Below are 21,044 nucleotides of genomic sequence, written 5' to 3'. Positions count from 1 at the left end.
CCCAAATGAATATTTTTAAAAAACGTTATTTAGTTTTAGCATTATTTTTATCCCAAATGTCCTTTGCACAGGAAGGGATTGCAGTTTATTCTGATTATTTATCGGACAACTATTATCTGATACACCCATCTATGGCTGGAGCAGCAAATTGTGGAAAAATCCGATTAACAGCCAGACAGCAATGGTTTGGACAAGATGATGCACCGGCCTTACAAACTTTGAGTTTTAATACAAGTGTTGGAGAGCAATCCGGTATTGGTATTATTGCTTTTAATGATAAAAATGGGTATCATTCGCAAATGGGAGGTAAGATTACCTATGCGCACCACATCCGTTTTTCAAGAGGGGTTAACGATTTAAATCAGTTGTCATTTGGTATGAGTGCCGGTTTGGTACAAAGTACGCTGGATGAATCCAAATTCGGAAACGAGTTTGATCCGATCGTTGCCGGTATGAAACAAAAAGATTCGTATTTTAATATCGATTTGGGGGCATCTTACCACTACCTTGATTTCTATACGCACTTTACGGTTAAGAATGCCGTATCAAACAAACGCGATATCTATACCGATATTGAAAGTGATAACTTAAGAAAATATCTATGGAGTGTGGGTTATGTGTTTGGTAACAGCGATAATGGATTATCATGGGAGCCATCTGTAATGTTACAGTATGTAGATAAAACCAAAGAGAAAACCTTCGATATCAACCTGAAAGTTTATAAAGATATGGACTTCGGTAAATTATGGGGAGGTTTGTCTTATAGAAGAAGTTTCGACGGTGCTCAATTCGTTGCTGATAACAGCGTGAGTGACCAGAAATTACAATATATCACTCCTATCGTTGGGGTGAATTACAAAAACTTTATGTTTGCGTATACGTATTCACACTTAACGGGTGATGTAAAATTTGATAACTCAGGATTCCATCAAATCACACTTGGTATCAACTTATTCTGTAAGCGTGAGCCATACGATTGCCACTGTCCTGCAGTTAACTAATTATAAAGAGATTATTAATTCTGTCCCGATTTATTCGGGACATTTTTTTAAAAGACAGTTATGGTTATAAAAGAAGTTAGAGGGAAGTATCCTCAAATCCCGGAAGATTGTTATGTGGCCGAAAATGCCACTATTGTCGGAGATGTGTCCTTTGGTGCCTCATGTAGTGTTTGGTTTAATGCTGTTGTACGCGGTGATGTACATTATATAAAAGTAGGTGATAAGGTAAACATCCAGGATGGTGCGGTGATCCATTGTACGTATCAGAAACATCCAACGGTGATAGGAAATAACGTTTCCATCGGGCATAATGCGATTGTTCACGGTTGTACGATCGAAGATAATGTCTTGATCGGTATGGGAGCGATTGTAATGGATAATTGCGTGATCAAGAGTAATTCGATTATTGCTGCGGGTTCGGTGGTAACGCAGAACACTGTGGTGGAATCCGGAGTGATTTACGCGGGTGTTCCGGCTAAAAAGGTAAAAGATATCAATGCTTCGGATTTCGCCGGGGAAATCGAGCGTATTTCGAATAATTACGTGATGTATTCCAGTTGGTTTAAAGAATAAGTTTGTTACTTGCCCAATTCGGAGATTTATAAAATACAAAAGGCCATCTTAAGATAAAAGATGGCCTTTTTGGTATAATGAATTTTCAGTTTAAAAATCGATTATGGAAACATTGTCGGAGAAGGGAGCACCCAGTAATTTTTTGAGAACATCCGCTTTCGAATTGGTGTAGAACAAATGCTGTGTTTCTTCGTGGGATGTGTTTAACAATCCGTTTTGTTCCAGTATGTTTTTAGTTTGTTTCGCAACAGCTTCACCGGAGTCGATAATTTTAATATGATCCGGAATAATTTCTTTAATCTGCGGAATCAGAAAAGGGTAGTGGGTACAACCCAAAACCAGATAATCCATATTGGCGGCTACCATCGGATCGAGATAGGTTTTTAATAGCTCTTTAATCTCTTCGGATTCAAGGTCGCCGTTTTCGATCAGTTGAACGAGATTATAGCCCACCTGTTCAATGATATTGAGGTGTTGGTAGTTCGCTATGGTTTTGTGGAATAACTCGCTGTTTAACGTTCCTTTTGTGGCCAGGATTCCAATGGTTTCGGTTTGGGTCTGATTGGCGGCCGGTTTAATTGCCGGTTCGATACCAATAAAAGGAATGTCATAGCTGGCACGTAGTTCTTTTATCGCATTGGTTGTTGCCGTATTACAGGCAACGATTACCATTTTGCAACCGCGTTCGATTAGATAATCAACGTTTTTGCAACTTAAACGGATAATGTCTTCTTTGGTCTTCTGACCATAAGGGGCGTTTTTACTATCGGCTAAATAGATGGTGTTTTCATGAGGGAGGAGTTGATGTACCTCTTTCCAGATCGAAATGCCTCCAACACCGGAGTCGAATAAGCCTATGGGGTTTTTACTACTCATTACACAAATATAAAAAAAAACTGCCCTTGGAAAAAGAGCAGTTTTATTTTTATGAATATAATGATTATTTAAATCCTAATTCTTTTTTAACGTCACCTAATAAATCCGGACCGTCAGCTAAAATTACACCACTTCCGTCAGTTGAATCTAAAACATACTGATATCCTTTTGCTTTCGCTACTTTCTGGATAGCCGTTCTTGCTTTTTCCATGATTGGTTTTACAAGATCCAATTCTTTTTGTTGTAATTCTTTTCCAGCGTTTTCTCTGTACTGTTGGATTCTCTGACCCATGTCCTGCATTTCTTTAGAACGTGTTTCGTTGATTGCTTCTGTTACTGTTGCAGCTTCCGACTCGTATTTTTTCAATTTGGTTTGATACTCGCTAACCATGGTTTTATATTGTGCATCGTATGTCTCACCAATTTTTTTCACTTGAGCCTGTGCGGTTTTCATATCCGGGTAGCTTGTCATCAATTCACTTACGTTGATATGCGCTATTTTCGCCTGTGCAGAAATAGTTTGACTAGCACCAATGAAAAGTGCAGCAGCGATAAGTAAAGTTTTTAACTGTTTCATTGTTTTAGGTATTTAATTTAATTTTCTGATTTATTTTCTGTTGTCTTATTCTTCAATTTTTCTTCGCGCTCTTTTTTAGCCTTTTCTCTTTCTTCCAGTATTTTTTGTTTACGCTCTTCCAAGGCTTTTTTACGCTCGTCAATTTTTTGCTGACGTTCCTGAGCCGCTTTTTCACGGGCTTCCTGTTGTGCCGCTTTAATGTCGGCTTTTGGATCTGCTGCAGGTGTGGTTACCTGAGTTCCGTCTGCTGCTTTTTCAACTGTTTTATCAGTCGCTTTATTTTCGGTTTTGTTACCACCTTGTTTTGCTTTTCGCTCTTCAAGTAGTAGTTTTCTCTTTTCTTCCTGCTCCAGTTTTCGGGCTTCAAGTTCCGCTTTACGATCGGCAATTAGTTTTTCACGAGCTGCTTTTCTTTCGTCAATTTTTCGTTGACGTTCCACCTGATCCGGATTGGCGTTATCCATATCTTCTTTGCGTTCCTGAGCTTCCAGTTCTTTTTGCTGTTTTTTGCTCAGCTGCTCTTTTTTCTGCGAACGGGTTAGTGCTCGTAATACCTGATCACTGATGTCAAAACGTTGTGCTGCAAAAAGCATCGTCAGATCGGATGATTTGTCGAATACAAAATCGTATTTTTTGGCTTCGGCAATATCCTGAACGGCATTAAATACCTGATCCTGTATTGGTTTTACCAGCATGGTTTTCTGAGTCATCAGATCGCCTTGCGGACCAAAACGTTTTTGCTGATAATCCAACATTTCCGTTTCAAGGAACTTGATTTCTTCTTCTCGTTCGGTAATTAATTCCTTAGTAAGCAAAACCTTTTCTGTTTTAAGGCTTTCCTTTAATTTGTTGATTTCATTTTTTTTGGCCTCGATCTCCTGTTTCCAGCCTTGTGCTTTTAGTTCCAGCTGATTTTTCGCTTCGGCATATTCCGGTGCTTTTTCCAGAATATACTCCATATCGATATAACCTATTCGGATTCCTCTACCTTGCGCATTCGAAGCGATACTAACAAATGTTACAAGTGCCAATAAAAAATATTTTCTCATAGAATTAAATATTATTTTTCAACTATCGTGCCAAACTTTATTAAAACTGTTGTCCAATGATAAAGTGCGTTTCCCATCCGTTTTTCTGAGTTTGTCCCGGTAAGGCATCAAATCCATATCCGAAGTCAATTCCCAGTAATCCAAATGCCGGCATAAATACTCGTAATCCAAATCCGGCCGAACGTTTCAGATCAAATGGATTGTAGGATTTAAATGAATCGAAAGAGGCTCCTGCTTCTAAGAATGTTAATCCGTAGATTGATGCCGATGGATTCATGGTAATCGGGTAACGCAACTCTAATGAGAACTTGTTGTAAATGGTTCCTCCGGATTGTTGTCCTTTTTGAGAACCTTCCTGGATGATTGGTGTTAACGATTGATTTGGATATCCTCGTAACTGAATCACCTCTCTACCGTCCATAGAGAAATTCGCCAATCCATCACCTCCCAAATAGAATCGTTCAAACGGAACTAATCCTCTCGATTGGTTGTAGGCTCCTAAGAATCCAAACTCTCCTAACGAACGCAATACTAATTTATTATAAATGGTCGTGTACCAATCGGCTTTGAATTTAACTTTGTAATATTCCAACCAGTTAAATTTCTTTTGATCCACTAATGATTGATCAGCTGCAGCATCGTGGAAATTCGTTACCGGATTTCCATTGGAATCGATAAACGATCCTGATGGCACAAAAATATTGTTGGAATTCAGGTATCCGGCACCGGTATTTTTCAATTTATAGGCCTCTTGGTTACCTAAATCACCGTAGTCCACTCCGTTAAATAACGAGTAAGGTAAGGTAAATTTTCCAGAAATACTAAATTCTGATCCATAAGTTGGGAAAATCGGGTTGAAACCTTTACTGTTACGAGTCAAACCAATGGTATAAGTAAGGTTTTTAGACGAACCGTTACCGAAGGTAAATAACCCGGTGTTATAGTTGTTCAAATCGTAATATTGGAAACTCACTACGTGGGATAATTGGAAATAATCATCCGGAATTGTAAGACGTTTCGCTAATCCTACCGATAATGTTGTAATGTTGAAACTTTGGTTTCGAGTTACATCACGTGTCTGGTAGTTGTATAAGAATTGTTTACTGTGTGAAATCGATGTCGAGAAACTTACCGGTTTTTTACCACCTAACCATGGTTCCTGGAAGGAAATACTATAGGTTTGGAAATAGCTACTTCCCTGAAGACGTAGCGACATTTTTTGTCCGTCTCCCATCGGTAACGGTCGGTAAGCACTTTTGTTAAAAATGTTTTTGATCGAGAAGTTGTTAAACGATAATCCCAACGTTCCGATGAATCCACCACCACCGTAACCACCTTGTAGCTCTACCTGGCTGGAACCTTTTTCAACTACGCTCCATTCTACGTCAACACTTCCTGAAGACGGATCGGCATTTTTAACTTCCGGACGGATGGCTTCCGCATCGAAAAACTGTAACGCTCCTAAGTCACGAATGGTACGGATTACGTCCTGTTTGTTCCATTTTTGTCCCGGACGGGTACGTAATTCACGATAAATTACATAATCGTTCGTTTTGTCATTTCCTTTAACCGTTACATTGTTGAAGTAGGCAATTGGTCCTTCTACGATTCGGATCTCGAAATCGATAGTGTCGTTTGCCGTACGAACCTCAACCGGGTTGATGTTCGAAAACAAATAACCGTTGTTTTGGTATAGGTTGGTAATATCTTCCGCATCCGGACTTTTTTTGTTGGCAATACGCTCCTGTAATACTTTTCCGTTATAAACATCACCTCTGTTAATCCCCAGAAGTCGTCGTAATTCACGATCGGTATAAACCGTATTTCCAAGGAAACGGATGTCACCAAAATAGTAACGTTTTCCTTCTTCAACGTTTAATTTGATCGCTACGGTATTGTCTTGTTTGTTATAGGTAACCGTATCGGAGGTGATACGGGCATCGCGATAACCTTTTTCTTTATATTTTTCAACAATGGAAGTTAAGTCTTCCTTGTATTTGTCTTTGATGTATTTTGAAGACTTGAAAAGACGCATCGGGTTAAAAGGATTGCGCACTTTGGTGTTGCTCATCGCTTTTTTGATTTTGGAAGCCGACATCATCTGGTTTCCGGTGACTTCGATGTCCGAAACTTTTACCTTTTTGCCCTTGTCTACCAGGATAACCATGTTCACATTGTGTTCGGTTGAATCGGTAGGAATGGTATTGATGGTTACTTTCGTGTTGAAAAAACCGTCTTTTTTATATTTGTTTTCGATGTAATTACGCGTTGTGGTAATTAAGTTTTCATTGACAACCTTTCCTTTTTTAAGGTCGTTGTCTTTGATAAACTCTTCGCTCTTTCCTTTTTTAACACCCGTGAATTTTACATCCTGTAATTTGGGTAATTCATGGATATTTAACTCCAGGAAAATACTATCGCCCTGAATTTTATTGAAATAAACATTGATATCGTTGAAAAGTCCAAGCTTCCAAAGTTTTTTAATGGCATTACTGATCTCCTCTCCGGGAACACTGATCATTTGTCCTTTTTCCAAACCGGAAAAGGTTACAACCGTTTGTTGGTTATAACTGATTTTTCCCGTAACATCTACATCTGCTAATATGTATTGTCGACCCGTTTCAGGTCCGGTATGCGGTTGTTCCTGAGCATTTAATTTGGAAATGTTTCCTAAAATTATAATAGCAAAAAGTAGTTGTATTCCTTTTTGAAGCATTTGTAAATTATTTAATTTGTTCGCTGGTTTTTCCAAATCTACGTTCTCTTTTTTGATAGCTGATGATTGCCTCATATAAATCTTTTTCTCTAAAATCAGGCCATAGTACGTCAGTAAAGTAGAACTCTGCATAAGCAATTTGCCATAATAAAAAGTTGCTGATACGGTGTTCGCCGCTTGTTCTGATAACCAGGTCGACGTCGGGTAAATTATGCGTGTAAAGATGCTGATTTATAATTGATTCATCAATATGGGCTGATGAAATTATATTATTTTTAACTTTATCACTGATGTTTTTTACAGCTGAAATGATTTCTTCACGGGAACCGTAGCTCAGCGCCAGTGTTAACGTCATTCGGGAGTTGTTTTGTGTCTTTTCAATAACTTCCATCAGTTCTTTTCGAACCGAATCCGGTAAATGCTGTATCGAGCCGATACAATTTAGACGAATGCTGTTTTTCTGTAAAGTCGGAAGTTCGCTTTTTAGGGATTTGACCAAAAGTTTCATCAGGGTTTCCACCTCAACTTTTGGGCGGTTCCAGTTTTCGGTCGAAAAAGCGTAAAGGGTAAGAAATGAAATCCCAAGTTTGGCACAACATTCTACGGTTGTCCGTACCGATTTGGTACCGTTTTCATGGCCAAACGCACGGAGCATCCCTTTTTGTTTTGCCCAACGACCGTTACCATCCATAATGATGGCCAGGTGTTTGGGAAGGTTTTCTTTATTAATTGTATTTTCTAAATCCATTTATTTATTCTGCACAAAAACATGGGTTTTGACCAAATGTATATGTTAGGGTTATCCCCGAAAAAACATACCAGTCGTTACTGTTTAGATTTCCGAATTGTAATCGCTTAAACTGGTCGTTTTTGGGATTACTTCCGTCCAAATTGTCTGTAAAAGTATAACGGGCACCTACTTCAAATCCCAGGATAAAATTATCCGTCAGCCTTGTTTTGATTCCCGCAATAATCGGAATACCAAAAGCATTTCGGGAATCGTCTGTACGGGTGGTACCGTTCAATACGTACAATTCGTCATAGCGGAATAAACTCACTCCTGTTGTAATATAAGGAGTAGTCATTGGTCCGGAATCATGTAAATCGAAATCAAAAAAGTTGAATTCGAGTGCTAAAGATAATTCTTTTACGGAATTTTCAAAGCTGTAACCCCGGTCCTTTCTTCCGGAAACCTTCGAGTCGGCATCACTTGCGCTTATTTTTCCCTGTGTGTAGGAAATTCTGTAGGAATGTCTTTTGCTTCGGTTCCATTTGTATAAGATCCCGAAACCAAAGTCTTTTGGAGCAATGTAACTCGTTGGTCCTACATCTCCTACATAGTTGCTTCCACCTAAAAAAATACCCAGCTCATTAATCTGAGCGTGCGAACTTGTGAAGGTAAATACCAGTAAAAATGCAATAAGAATTCGACTCATTTTTCTAAAATAGTGTGCAAATATAATAATATTGATTTCTAAACCATTTAATTGCTCGTTTTTTCAGCTTTTTTTTGACTGAGGCGATCTGGCATAGAACAATAAAACGGGATATTGCCGTTTCTAGTATGACTTCAATTTCAAAAAATCGTTTAATTTCTTTTGTCTTCTCCCCAAAGTAATTTATTGCGAAGCGTTTTTAGGAAGCCTTCTTCCGGAAATTCAACCATGTTTATGGTAAACGGTGCTTTTTTAATATGGATCTCGGTTTCATTGTCGATCGCCTTGGTGCCGGAATCAAGCGATACCAGAAACTGAGGCTCTCTTCCGGAAACCTTAAGTTTGATTTCGGTATCGTCGGAAATAATTAACGGGCGAACATTCAGGTTGTGTGGCGCTATAGGGGTGATGATGATACATTTTACTTCCGGTGTGATCACGGGACCGCCACAGCTTAGGGAATAGCCGGTCGATCCAGTTGGAGTGGAGATAATCAGACCATCTGCCCAGTAGGAGGTTAAATATTCGCCATTCAGACAGGTTTCAATGGTGATCATCGAAGTAGTGTCTTTTCGGGAAACGGTGATTTCGTTCAGCGCAAAATTCAGATCATAAATATTGCATTCCTCCGGATAACATTCCAGACTTAATAAAGAGCGTTGCGAAATTTTATAGTTTCCTTCAAATAATAGCGGTAACAGATGCTCAATGGCATCCTGTTGTACGTTGGCTAAAAAACCAAGTCGTCCGGCATTGATTCCTACAATCGGAATGTTTTTATTTTTGACATAAGTTGCCGCACGCAACATCGTACCGTCGCCTCCAATGCTGATAAAAAAGGCAACAGAACTGTCGAGTTGGGTATGATTGGAAAATGTCGGATACGATTTGTTGATAATCCCTTTTTCCAGTAAAGTCGCATGAAAGTCGGCTTCAAAAACCACCTCAGTTTCATAGTTTTTAAAAACATCGAATACTTTATGGATAATCTCTTCGGTGTTTTTCTGGTAGTAGTAACCGTAAATTGCTATTTTCATACGTATCTTTTAAATGTTTAAATATTTGTCCAGGTAGTCCGATCGGTCTTTCAGGTTGTTCAGATAGGCGTCTTCCTGGTGTTCGGAAACGATTTCATAATTGTACCGGCGGAAGGTCTGAATGATTTCGTTTAAACCACCAAGACTTATCTTAACCGTAATCTGAACGCGATCCATTTCGACTTTCGAAATAAACATCCCTAATATGCGGGCATTGTTGGTTTCGACGATCTGACTGATTTCACTCATGCTGTATTCTTCTGCACCTTTTTCGACGATAAGAATACCGCCTTCTTCCCGTAAAAAAGGCGTTTCGTGGAAAAAACGGATGATGTCGTCCATTTCATAATACCCCAGATAGTTGTTGTCGTTGTCCAGAACTGGAACCAGATTGGTTTCGTTTTTGGCAAAAACTTCCAAAACATCCAGCCACATCGTGTCTTTGCGGGCAAAAAAACGTTCGAAGGTATACCGGAAATCACCGATTTTCATATCGTGATCCAGTAATTCCACATCGTGCGCGCCGATACATCCGATATAAATGCCATTTTCGACTATCGGAAAATGACTATACGGAAATTCCAGAAAAAGGTCCTGTGCCGTTTCGATGCTTTCGTCGGTACAAAGCGGATTGATTTCTTTAATGATGTAGTCGGAAATTTCAGTCATGGTAGCAGGTCTTATAATCGAATGCAAAATAATCAAAAAATAGGATATTACCGCTTAATTATACTTTGTATTTTTGTGGGAAAATAGATTGATTATGACAAAACTTTCAGTAAATATTAATAAAATAGCGACGTTGCGCAACTCACGAGGTGGTAATGTGCCCAACCTGCTACAGGTGGCTATCGATATTCAGAAATTTGGCGGGCAGGGAATTACAGTTCATCCGCGGCCAGACGAAAGACATATCCGTTATCAGGATGCGAGAGATTTGGTTGCGGTTGTGCATACCGAATATAATATTGAAGGGAATCCGGTAAAGAAATTTATGGATCTGGTTTTGGAAACCAAGCCCACTCAGGTAACATTGGTGCCGGATGCGGATGATGCACTAACATCAAATGCCGGATGGGATACTATCAAAAACAAAGATTTTTTAAAAGAGGTGATTGCCGAGTTTAAACGTAACGGAATCCGAACCTCCATTTTTGTCGATCCGGTGCTGGAAATGGTTGCCGGAGCCAAAGAAACCGGAACCGATCGGATTGAATTGTATACTGAAGCCTTTGCACATGAGTACGGTTTGGGGAATTATAATGGAATCGAACCGTATGCGGCGGCGGCGGCATTGGCGAACGAACTGGATCTGGGGATTAATGCCGGACACGATCTGAGTTTGGATAACATCAAATTCTTTAAAGAGAATATACCGGGATTGTTGGAAGTTTCTATCGGACATGCGCTGATTTCGGAATCGATTTACCTCGGACTGGAGAATGTAGTGAATATGTATTTACAACGGATGAAATAATGAGTTTGTATTCAAGAATTGAAGGTTCGGGAAAGCCATTGCTTATTATTCATGGTTTTTTGGGGATGTCGGACAACTGGAAAACATTGGGAACCCAGTTTGCAGCTCAAGGCTATGAAGTTCATGCACTGGACCTACGTAACCACGGGAAAAGTTTTCACTCGGATGCGTTCAGTTATCAATTGATGGCCGATGATGTCTATGAATATTGTCAGCAACACAATCTGACCCATATTGATCTTTTGGGACATTCTATGGGTGGGAAAGTAGCAATGTTAGTGGCTGTTACTTATCCGGAACTGGTAGATAAGCTGATTGTGGCAGACATCGGTCCAAAGCAATATGCGCCGCATCATCAGGATATATTAAAAGGTTTAAGTGCGGTCGACTTTTCTCAAAAACCGGGTAGAAGCGAGGTGGAAGCTATCGTTGAATCCTATATTCCGGACTTCGGAACACGACAGTTTCTGTTGAAAAACCTGTACTGGAAAGAACCGGGACAATTGGCCTTCCGATTTAACCTGGATGTCTTTGTAAGAAATCAGGAGGTGATAGGAGAATCATTGCCGTATGAAGGTCATTTTGAGAAGCCTGTACTTTTTTTAAAAGGCGAAAAGTCGGGATATATCAAAAGTGAAGATGTCGAATTGATCGAGCATCATTTTCCGTTTTCCAAAATTGAAACGATTAAAAATGCAGGACACTGGCTTCATGCCGAAAATCCGACTGCTTTTTTTGAAGCTGTAATTTCATTCCTAAAAGGATAAAATTATAAGGTTGTTAATATAAAAGAATAAATATTATGAGTGCATAATATTTTTCTTAAAAAAATTGTAAAATCCATATTTTGTTATAAATTTGATATAATCAATATTCGAACGTAACAAATAAAACTAACACATTTTTAACTTATGAGAAAACTGCTATCTTTAACATTGTTAGCTCTGGCTTCCTCGAGTGCTTTTGCAGGCGGGTATCGTGTGAGTCTTCAAGGGCAGAAGCAATTGGCAATGGGACATACGGGAGTTGCTGTTGTAAATAGTGCAGAGGTATTGTTCTTTAATCCGGCAGGGATGTCCTACTTGAAAGATCGATTTAATATCTCTGTTGGTGCTAATATCCTTACAGCAAAGACAAAATTCCAGAATGAAATGTACAATTGGAATGCTTCTACAAGTAATACCGGAACGCCTTTCAATATTTATGCTTCTTACAGAATAACGGACTGGCTTTCTGCCGGAATCGCGGTGTATACACCATATGGTAGTGAAGTAGCCTGGAATCAGGATTGGCAGGGTGCTCATTTAGTAAATAAAATTGATTTGAAATCGTTTTATGTTCAGCCAACAATCTCTTTAAAAGTAAACGAATATTTCAGTGTGGGTGGTGGACCTATCTATGTGAACGGTTCGGTTGAATTCAACAGAAACCTGTTCCGTGGTGACAATATTACCGATGCAAACGGAAATCGTCCGGATGTAACCTTGGATGCAAAAGGAATTTCCGGTTGGGGATATAACGTAGGTTTTATGTTTAACCCAACCAATAAAATGCGTTTAGGGGTTAACTACCGTTCTAAAATCGTAATGGAAGCCCGTGATGGCGATGCTACATTCCACGATGTGCCAGCTTTCTTACAGGGAACTTTAACGAATACGCAGTTTAATGCCGATCTACCTTTGCCAGCTGAATTAACAGCCGGTTTATCGTACCAGATTACCGATAAATTCTTGGTAGCATTCGATATCAACAGAGCCATGTGGAGTGCCTACAAAGCTTTGGTGGTTGAGTTTGCCAACGGTGCGCCAACTTCTATAAATCCGAGAAATTATAAAGATGCCACTACTTATAGAGTAGGTGCGCAATATAAAGCGAATGAAAAGTTTACTTTCCGTGCCGGATGGTATCATGACGAAAGTCCGGTTCAGGATGGTTACTTCGCTCCGGAAACACCAAGAAACAGTTCTATGGGATATACAGGAGGTTTGACATACCAGATTGGAAAACGTTTTGGTATTGATGTTTCATTCCTATACCTGCATTTCGACGAAGTGGATAACAGCTATGACCACTACACAGAAGGAGCTAACCAGAACGTTAGTTTTGGCGGAACGTATAAATCATCGGTGTTTTCACCAGGTTTAGGGGTAACCTATAGCTTCTAAGTCTTAATCGTCTAATCTTTTTATCGGAATTTAACATGAAAAATAAATTTATATACTTTGCTGTTTTGGCTTCGTTAGGATTAGCATCCTGTGAGCCGGAATTTGAAAACGAGGTGAGCAATGCGAGTTACTCGGCCGGAGATGCTGATTTTAGTTCGTATGTAGCCATCGGAAACTCATTGACCTCCGGATACATGGATGGTACCGTGTCTCGAGTAGGACAACAATATTCCTTTCCGAACATTTTGGCACACCAGTTTGCCGTTGTAGGTGGAGGTGAATTTACACAACCGTCTTACGCAGAAGATACCGGTAATCTTGGTGGTTTATTGATTAACGGACAACCTTTTCCAAATGCACAGGCAAATGCGTTTCCAACACGATTGATTATTAACGCTTCAGTTGGTGGACCTCAAAATATTGCAGGAACCTCAACGATCAATGTAAGTCCATCTACATTACAGGCTACGGCTTATAATAACATGGGAGTACCGGGAGCAAAAACATTCCATTTAACATTACAGGGGTACGGAAATATCGCCAATTTAGCGACAGGAACGGCAAACCCTTACTTTGTACGTCATGCGGTAACACCAAATTCAACAGTGATTGGTGATGCGATGACGAAAAACCCGACGTTCTTTACCAACTGGATTGGAAATAATGACGTGTTAGGGTATGCAACCAATGGTGGATCAGGCTCGACAGCGGGAACCGGTTCGGCTGATATTACACCGTCTGCCGTATTTTCTGCGGCTTATGGTGCGATTATCGATCAGTTAACGGCAAACGGCGCTAAAGGTGTTGTGGCTACGATTCCTTCGGTAACAGCAATTCCTTTCTTTACAACTGTTCCGTACAACCCGATTACAGCAGCTTTATTAGCGAGTCAGGCAGATCCTACAGGTGCCGGAACCATTCAGGCGTTAAATACACAATTATATGGTCCGCTTAAACAGGCTTTAACTGCTTTTGGAGCTGGAGATCGTATCAATCTGCTTTCTGCAACGGGTCAAAATCCATTGTTGATTAAAGATGAAACGTTAACCAACCTTTCGGCTCAGTTAACAGCTGCGTTTACACCAACATTAGGACCGGTATTGGCCGCACAATACGGACAAATCTTCGGACAGGCAAGACAAACAACCAATAACGATTTGGTGTTGTTAACAACCAGAACGGCTATCGGAACAGCTCCTGCCGGAATCCCGGCTCCGCTTGATAAATATGGTATTACTTTCCCATTGGAAGACAAACACATTTTGATTCCATCTGAAAAAGATGCCATTGCAGCAGCGACTACCGATTTTAACAATATCATCCGTGCAAAAGCAGCTGCTAAAAACTTAGCAGTAGCCGATATGAATGCGATCATGAACCAATTGGTGAGTGGATTGCGAGTAGAAGACGGTCAGATTTATACCGCTAACTATTTTAGTACGGCTGGTGTTAATACCGTATTATTCTCTTTGGATGGAGTGCACCCGAATGCTAGAGGGTATGCTGTTATCGCGAATGAGGTAATCAAAGTGATCAACAACTACTACCATGCAAAATTACCATTGGTAAGCGCCGGAACCTATCCGGGAGCGACCGTTTTGGTTACAAATTAAAAACACCGTAAGGTATTACACTATAAAAAGCACTGATTATTCAGTGCTTTTTTATATTTTTATAACACGAAACGAAACAAAATAATATGAATTTACTTGTTAGACTCCTTCTTACGACCATCCTTGTGGTGGTGATCGCCCATTTTTTACCGGGTATTTCGGTAGATAGTATCAAGACTGCGCTTATTGTTGCGGTAGTTCTGGCTTTGCTGAATACGTTTTTAAAACCCATACTGGTGTTTTTTACCTTACCGGTGACGGTGATAACACTGGGATTGTTCCTGTTGGTGATCAATGCTGTGATGATTCTGATCTGTGATTATCTGATCGATGGCTTCGAAGTGAAATCCTTTGTAAGTGCATTACTTTTTAGTGTTGTGCTTTCCGTTTGTCAGTGGTTACTGAATCTTTTTGTGAAAGACTAAAGTAGAAAACACGATTTTAAAAGATATTTTTTAGCTTATTGAGATACAATAAGTTAAAAACTTGGTTGGGTTGTAAAAAATATATAATTTTGCAACCCAATTTTAGTATGTAAAAAATAAAATAATGAATATTACAAGAAACAATGTTGATGCATTAAATGCGATTGTAACAGTTGAAGTTACAAAAGAAGACTATGCTGGTCAGGTTCAAAAAGTTTTAGCAGATTATCGCAAAAATGCTAGTATCCCTGGATTCAGAAAAGGTGCTGTACCAATGAGTTTAATTGAAAAACAATATGGTAAAGCGGTTCTTCTTGATGAAGTAAATAAATTGTTGCAAGATTCATTAAACAACTATTTAGTTGAAGAAAAATTAGATATCCTTGGAAATCCACTTCCAAAAGTTACGGAAGATTTCGATTGGGATACCGATAATTATAAATTCGAATTCGAATTAGGTCTTGCTCCGGAATTTTCGGTTGATTTAACAGCGAAAAATGACGTGACTAAATTCAACATCGTTGTAGACGACGCTATGTTGGAAGAGCAAGTGGAGCGTATCCAAAAACAATACGGGAAATTGGTTTCCAAAGAGAAAGTGGAAGAAGGAGATGATTTAAGAGGTACTTTCTCAAACGAGGAAAAAGGAATCAACAATACCACAAACATCACGTTGGATATCTTTAAAGATAAAAAAACGATCAAAAAATTCATCGGTAAAAAAGTGGGTGACGTAGTAACCGTTAGCACTAAAGGTTTATTTGATGATGATCACAAATTGATGGATTACCTGAAAGTAGGTCATGATGACGTTCATGGTTTGGATATCGAAGTAAACTTCACAATCGAAGAAATCAACACAACTGAAAAAGCGGAAATCAACCAGGAGTTATTGGATAAATTGTTCGGAGAAGGAGTAGTAACTTCTGTAGAGCAATTAAAAGAGAAAATCAAAGAAGATGCGGATAAGCAATTTGCTACGCAGGCGGATCAGAAATTCTTAAATGATGTTACGGAGTTCTTAATCGAAAACACAAAATTCGATTTGCCAGCTGAATTCCTTAAAAAATGGATCCAGACTGTAGGTGAGAACCCATTAACAGAAGAACAAGCGAACGAAGAGTACGCAAAATCGGAAAAAGGATTACGTTACCAATTAATCGAAAGCAAAGTAATCGTTGAAAACAACTTACAAATCACTTTCGAAGATCTAAAAGCATTCACTGCTGACTTGATCAAAAAGCAAATGGCGCAATTCGGACAAATGGATCCGTCTGATGCTGAGGTAGAAAATATCGTAGCGCGTGTATTGTCAAACCAGGAAGAAGTAAAACGTCTTTCAGAGCAGGTAATGAACGAAAAGATGCTAAATGTTTTCAAAGAAAAGGTTTCTGCAAAAACTAAAGAAGTTTCTTACCAAGACTTTATTAAAGAAATGTACGGAGAATAATTTGTACTAAAAAATAAGTATATTTGAGCGTCAGACAGATTTGTCTGGCGCTCTTTTTAATTTTAAACAAAAAAATTACTATGAATTACGGAAAAGAATTTGAAAAATATGCTACCAGACATCACGGTATCAATAGCATGTATTACGATAAAATCGTAAGTAGTATGACACCATATATCATAGAAGAACGTCAAATGAACGTGGCTTCTATGGATGTTTTCTCCCGATTAATGATGGATAGAATTATCTTTTTGGGAACAGGGATCGACGATTATGTAGCGAACATTATTCAGGCGCAATTGTTGTTCCTGGAAAGTGTAGACGCGACAAAAGACATCAGTATCTATATCAATTCACCGGGTGGAGGTGTATATGCCGGACTGGGAATTTACGATACAATGCAATTGGTTAAACCGGATGTGGCTACCATTTGTACCGGAATTGCCGCTTCTATGGGTGCGGTTTTATTATGTGCCGGAGCAGACGGAAAACGTTCTGCTTTACCACATTCCCGTGTGATGATCCACCAACCGCTTGGAGGAGCGCAAGGTCAGGCTTCCGATATCGAAATCACAACCCGTGAGATCTTAAAACTAAAAACCGAGTTATACGAAATCATTGCGAAGCACTCCAAACAGCCTATGGATAAAGTACACCATGACAGTGACCGTGATTACTGGATGATTGCACATGAGGCTAAGGCATACGGAATGATCGATGAAGTATTAATCAGACAATAATTTTTTTGAAGATGCTTTACGGCATCTTCACTTTTTAAGAAAATAAAAATGGCTAAAGAAGTATTAGAGTGTTCTTTTTGTGGAAGAAAAAAGCCAGAAACAAACCTGCTGATTGCCGGAATCAATGCGCATATCTGCGACAGATGTATTGAACAGGCACACGGGATTGTTTTAGAAGAATTAAAACAGAGTGAGAATTCAGGATTGCTGGCCGATTTGGTATTGAGCAAACCTAAGGAAATACGTGCGTTTTTGGATCAGTATGTGATCGGGCAGGAGCAAACCAAAAAAGTATTGTCCGTTGCCGTTTACAACCACTACAAACGTTTGTTGCAAAAACAGTTGGACGATGAAGTGGAAATTGAAAAAAGTAACATCATTATGGTGGGACAAACCGGTACCGGTAAGACATTAGTGGCCAAAACCATCGCCAAAATGCTTAATGTACCGTTGGCAATCGTGGATGCTACGGTATTGACCGAAGCCGGATATGTGGGAGAAGATGTAGAAAGTATTCTAACCCGTCTTTTACAGGCTGCCGATTATGATGTGGCAAAAGCGGAACGCGGAATTGTATTTATCGACGAGATTGATAAAATTGCTCGTAAAAGTGATAACCCATCCATCACCAGAGATGTATCCGGAGAAGGAGTGCAACAGGCCTTACTAAAGCTATTGGAAGGAACTGTCGTAAATGTACCGCCTAAAGGAGGACGTAAACACCCGGATCAGAAGTTTGTTGAGGTAAACACGCAAAACATTCTTTTTATCGCAGGTGGTGCTTTCGACGGTATTGAGCGTATCATTTCCAAACGATTAAACCATCAGGCGGTAGGTTATACGGCATCTAAAAATGCGGATCAGGTGGATAAAAGCAACCTGTTGCAATATATCATCCCGAAAGATATCAAAGATTTTGGATTGATCCCGGAGATTATCGGACGTTTACCGGTGTTAACACATATGGATCCTTTGGATCGCGAAACGTTACGTGCGATTCTGACGGAACCTAAAAATGCTCTGGTAAAGCAATACAAAAAACTATTCGCAATGGACGATGTGGAATTTTCCATTACCGACGATGCGTTAGATTTTATTGTAGACAAAGCGCTGATGTATAAATTAGGTGCCAGAGGATTGCGTTCGTTATGTGAAGCGATCTTAACCGATGCGATGTACGAACTACCAGGGTCGGATGAAAAAGAACTGGTAATCGACAAAAAATATGCGGAACATTCGTTGGACAAAAATCTGTTACAACGATTAAAAGCAGTATCATAATAAAAAAGGGTTGTCGCAAGACAACCCTTTTTTGTTTTATATTTTACACCTGACAGGTTTCCAAAAACCTGTCAGGTGTTATAAAATAGTATTACTTCTTAACAATCAGGAACTCTGATCGTCTGTTTTGTGCATATTCTTCTTCCGTACAGTTATCACCACAGTTTACTTTAGGCTCGCTCTCTCCGTAACCTTTTCCGGAGATTCTGTTCTTAGCAATTCCTTTGGAAAGGATATACTGAACCGTAGACTTCGCACGACGGTCGGATAAATTCATGTTGTATTTATCGCTACCTCTGCTATCGGTGTGGGATTTAACCATGATCACCATGTTTGGATAGGCAATCATCGCCTGAACCAACTTGTCTAACTCAAAAGCACCTTGTTGGGTAATATTGCTCTTGTCGAATTCGAAATAGATATCGTTCAATACCACTTCTTTTTCGGTTACGATCTGTTCGATTGGCTGTAAGTCGGCGCTGATGTTTACAATACCTCCTTTGGTTTTGCTAACCGGGAAGTTGTTGCTTTCATAACCGTCTTTGGCCACCTGAATCGTGTACGCTTTATCACACTCAACAGCGTAGGATACCGTACCGTCGGCTTCGGTTGTTTTAGTCGAAATGATGTTGTTTTTCTCGTCTAAGATCGCTACACGGGCACCCGATAATTTAGCGCCTGTTTTCGCGTCTCTAACCAACGAAACCACTTCCACACCACAAACCGGAATCGCCATATAGATGTTGTCCACACCCGCACGGTTACTCGATACAAATCCGATGTTTTTAGTTGTGTTAAAACTAAACGCAAAATCGTCTTTCTCCGAGTTTACCGGTTTTCCAACGTTCGTTGCATCGGTTCCTTTGTTTAAGTCGATCACATACACATCCATTCCTCCAAACCCCTGACGAGCATCTGATGAGAAATACAATTTGTTGTCATCCGTGATAAAAGGGAAACTCTCATTTCCTTCGGTATTGATCTTTTTACCTAGGTTCTCCGGTGTTCCGTAAGTACCATCCGAGTTGATTGCTACTTTCCAGATATCCACACCACCAACTGAACCCGGCATGTTTGAGGAGAAGTACAATGTTTTACCGTCTTTACTCAAACTTGGGTTGCTGGTTGAATAGTCTTTACTGTTAAAAGGAAGAGCTTTAATGTTACTCCATTTGCTTCCGTCTTTGGTCGCTTTGAAAAGCGCTACCTGTCCGAATTTCAATTTTTGAGCTTTGTCTTTTTCAAACAAACCTTCGTTAAAACTCTCACTGGCAAAATACATCGTATTGCCATCGGCACTAATCGTAGCCGGTCCGTCATGGTATTTCGAGTTGATACTCTCTACCGGTGTTGGCTGACTAAAAGTTCCATCGGAATTATACGTGGCACTGTACAAATCCAAAAACGGTTGTTCATTCCATCCGTAGGTTTTACGCGAAGTGTTTCGCGCTGAGGCAAAATAAAGGGTGTTATCATTGCTTAAAACCGCTCCAAAATCCGATTTATCACTGTTGATATCCATGTTTTTGATATCAAAGGATTTTGCCTTTTCGTTTAGTTTTGGCAAATAGTTCGGGTTTTGTTTAAAGGCAATAGCACGTTGATCATTCGGAGCCATACTGGCAAACTTCTGCATTTGTTTGTTGGCTTCGTCATATTTCCCCTGTGCTTTTAACATCTGGGCATAACGGTAATACGTCTCGGCATCATCGTGTTTTTCGCTGATTGCCTTAGCGTACCATTTGGAGGCTTCGGCAGCATTGAATACGTTGTAGTAACTGTCGGCCAGTTGCTTGTATACGTATCCGTCAGCTTTGCCTTTGTCTACCAGCTTAAGGTAGGCATTGGCAGCATCGACATACTCAAATCTATTGTAGAGTTTGTCGGCGCTTTGGGTGTCTTTGTTTTGTGCCGATAGTGTCGAACTAGCGATCACAAAACTTAAAGTGATATATAAATTCTTCATGTCTTAGGTCGCTTTTATATTAGAAATATCTTGGAGATCGGGACACTTTCTTAGAGAAGTTCACATCGAATAACAAGATGACTTCATGCGAAGAAGGTGTGGTTACTTTTAAATCGGATACGATATGGTCGTACGCATATCCGATACGAACACTTGGTGAAATGGCATAGTTAACCATCGCGCCAAAGGAATCGTCCAAACGATAAGTAGCTCCGATTTCGAATTTGTCATAAAAAAGGAAATTGGTCGATACATCAAAGGAAGTCGGCGCATCAAAGGCTGACTTCACCATAAAGAACGGTTTGAATTTTGCATTCTCGCTTAAGTCGAATACATATCCCCCCGTTACAAAATAGTGTTGGGTATCGCTTCCGAATTTACGTCCGTTATAGTCCAAATACGTCGATTTTAACATGTTTGGTACCGAAGCGGCTAAGTAGTATTTGTTGGTGTAGTAGAACAATCCGGCTCCGGCGTTAAAAAACGTACGGCTGGTGTTCTCCGCAAAGGCAGGGTCGTTCGCATCCGGAACATACGGACTTACATCCGATAAAAGCCCAACTTTATGGAAAGTCGCACCCGCTTTTAATCCCAAAGCAAGTTTGTGTTCACCACCAAGGTTTAAGGTGTAGGAGAAGTCAGCGTACACATTATTCTCTTTC

Annotated in this window: 20 protein-coding genes; 10 read left to right on the top strand and 10 right to left on the bottom strand. The window is 39.8% G+C overall.

Annotated features, from left to right (window positions below; all coding sequences use genetic code 11):
- The first annotated feature begins 5 nt into the window (after nt 1-5).
- Nucleotides 6-1,001: a type IX secretion system membrane protein PorP/SprF gene (locus AAFN64_RS14530; RefSeq protein ID WP_300485330.1), complete on the top strand. Its 996-nt coding sequence runs from the start codon at nt 6-8 to the stop codon at nt 999-1,001.
- A gap of 60 nt (nt 1,002-1,061) precedes the next feature.
- Nucleotides 1,062-1,574 (top strand): gamma carbonic anhydrase family protein, encoded by a 513-nt coding sequence (locus AAFN64_RS14525; RefSeq protein ID WP_300485327.1) that lies wholly within the window; start codon nt 1,062-1,064, stop codon nt 1,572-1,574.
- 90 nt (nt 1,575-1,664) lie between these two features.
- Here AAFN64_RS14525 and murI read toward each other — a convergent pair whose 3' ends face one another.
- From murI to AAFN64_RS14485, 8 genes are all read right to left on the bottom strand, one after another.
- On the bottom strand, nt 1,665-2,450 hold the full coding sequence (gene murI / locus AAFN64_RS14520; protein WP_347760986.1) for a glutamate racemase: 786 nt from the start codon (nt 2,448-2,450) through the stop codon (nt 1,665-1,667).
- A 64-nt stretch (nt 2,451-2,514) separates the two neighbouring features.
- Nucleotides 2,515-3,027: an OmpH family outer membrane protein gene (locus tag AAFN64_RS14515; RefSeq protein ID WP_300485323.1), complete on the bottom strand. Its 513-nt coding sequence runs from the start codon at nt 3,025-3,027 to the stop codon at nt 2,515-2,517.
- 17 nt (nt 3,028-3,044) lie between these two features.
- Nucleotides 3,045-4,076 (bottom strand): OmpH family outer membrane protein, encoded by a 1,032-nt coding sequence (locus AAFN64_RS14510; RefSeq protein WP_300485321.1) that lies wholly within the window; start codon nt 4,074-4,076, stop codon nt 3,045-3,047.
- Nucleotides 4,077-4,116: 40 nt separating this feature from the next.
- Complete coding sequence (locus AAFN64_RS14505; protein WP_347760985.1) at nt 4,117-6,867, bottom strand: POTRA domain-containing protein; 2,751 nt, start codon at nt 6,865-6,867, stop codon at nt 4,117-4,119.
- Nucleotides 6,800-7,540 carry an isoprenyl transferase gene (locus tag AAFN64_RS14500; RefSeq protein ID WP_300485316.1) on the bottom strand — a complete coding sequence of 247 codons (741 nt, stop codon included), beginning with the start codon at nt 7,538-7,540 and terminating at the stop codon, nt 6,800-6,802. The genes AAFN64_RS14505 and AAFN64_RS14500 overlap by 68 nt, the downstream gene beginning before the upstream one ends.
- A gap of 4 nt (nt 7,541-7,544) precedes the next feature.
- Nucleotides 7,545-8,228: a DUF6089 family protein gene (locus AAFN64_RS14495; protein ID WP_300485314.1), complete on the bottom strand. Its 684-nt coding sequence runs from the start codon at nt 8,226-8,228 to the stop codon at nt 7,545-7,547.
- Between the two features lie 152 nt (nt 8,229-8,380).
- A complete protein-coding gene (locus tag AAFN64_RS14490; RefSeq protein WP_347760983.1) occupies nt 8,381-9,265 on the bottom strand; it encodes an NAD kinase in 885 nt (294 codons plus the stop codon).
- 9 nt (nt 9,266-9,274) lie between these two features.
- Complete coding sequence (locus AAFN64_RS14485; RefSeq protein ID WP_300485310.1) at nt 9,275-9,934, bottom strand: CBS domain-containing protein; 660 nt, start codon at nt 9,932-9,934, stop codon at nt 9,275-9,277.
- Nucleotides 9,935-10,028: 94 nt separating this feature from the next.
- Between AAFN64_RS14485 and AAFN64_RS14480 the strand changes: the two genes are divergently transcribed.
- From AAFN64_RS14480 to clpX, 8 genes are all read left to right on the top strand, one after another.
- Nucleotides 10,029-10,742, top strand: coding sequence for a pyridoxine 5'-phosphate synthase (locus tag AAFN64_RS14480; RefSeq protein ID WP_300485307.1), 714 nt, complete (start codon nt 10,029-10,031; stop codon nt 10,740-10,742).
- A complete protein-coding gene (locus AAFN64_RS14475) occupies nt 10,742-11,509 on the top strand; it encodes an alpha/beta fold hydrolase (RefSeq protein ID WP_347760981.1) in 768 nt (255 codons plus the stop codon). Before AAFN64_RS14480 ends, AAFN64_RS14475 begins: the two co-directional genes overlap by 1 nt.
- A 144-nt stretch (nt 11,510-11,653) precedes the next feature.
- The gene (locus AAFN64_RS14470) at nt 11,654-12,907 is read left to right on the top strand and encodes an outer membrane protein transport protein (RefSeq protein ID WP_300485303.1); all 1,254 of its coding nucleotides are present in this window, start codon (nt 11,654-11,656) and stop codon (nt 12,905-12,907) included.
- A gap of 35 nt (nt 12,908-12,942) precedes the next feature.
- On the top strand, nt 12,943-14,520 hold the full coding sequence (locus AAFN64_RS14465) for a G-D-S-L family lipolytic protein (RefSeq protein ID WP_347760980.1): 1,578 nt from the start codon (nt 12,943-12,945) through the stop codon (nt 14,518-14,520).
- 86 nt (nt 14,521-14,606) lie between these two features.
- Nucleotides 14,607-14,945 carry a phage holin family protein gene (locus AAFN64_RS14460; protein ID WP_300485301.1) on the top strand — a complete coding sequence of 113 codons (339 nt, stop codon included), beginning with the start codon at nt 14,607-14,609 and terminating at the stop codon, nt 14,943-14,945.
- A gap of 124 nt (nt 14,946-15,069) precedes the next feature.
- Nucleotides 15,070-16,395, top strand: a complete 1,326-nt coding sequence (gene tig, locus AAFN64_RS14455) for a trigger factor (RefSeq protein WP_300485299.1) — start codon at nt 15,070-15,072, stop codon at nt 16,393-16,395.
- Between the two features lie 80 nt (nt 16,396-16,475).
- Nucleotides 16,476-17,135: an ATP-dependent Clp endopeptidase proteolytic subunit ClpP gene (gene clpP, locus AAFN64_RS14450; RefSeq protein ID WP_300485297.1), complete on the top strand. Its 660-nt coding sequence runs from the start codon at nt 16,476-16,478 to the stop codon at nt 17,133-17,135.
- A 48-nt stretch (nt 17,136-17,183) separates the two neighbouring features.
- Entirely contained in the window at nt 17,184-18,416 is a 1,233-nt protein-coding gene (gene clpX, locus AAFN64_RS14445) for an ATP-dependent Clp protease ATP-binding subunit ClpX (RefSeq protein WP_300485296.1), read from the top strand.
- Between the two features lie 91 nt (nt 18,417-18,507).
- On the opposite strand, the gene AAFN64_RS14440 is transcribed toward clpX, so the two are convergent.
- Together AAFN64_RS14440 and AAFN64_RS14435 are read right to left on the bottom strand one after the other, a co-directional pair.
- Complete coding sequence (locus AAFN64_RS14440) at nt 18,508-20,382, bottom strand: OmpA family protein (RefSeq protein WP_347760977.1); 1,875 nt, start codon at nt 20,380-20,382, stop codon at nt 18,508-18,510.
- A 19-nt stretch (nt 20,383-20,401) separates the two neighbouring features.
- A partial coding sequence (locus tag AAFN64_RS14435) for a type IX secretion system membrane protein PorP/SprF (protein WP_347760976.1) occupies nt 20,402-21,044 on the bottom strand: 643 nt, incomplete at its 5' end.

Origin of the sequence: Flavobacterium sp. CAU 1735 (assembly GCF_039888695.1) — a bacterium.
In the GTDB taxonomy this organism is placed as follows: domain Bacteria; phylum Bacteroidota; class Bacteroidia; order Flavobacteriales; family Flavobacteriaceae; genus Flavobacterium.
The sequence above is the reverse complement of the archived record's forward strand: the minus strand, read 5'-3'. Positions and strand labels throughout refer to the sequence as shown.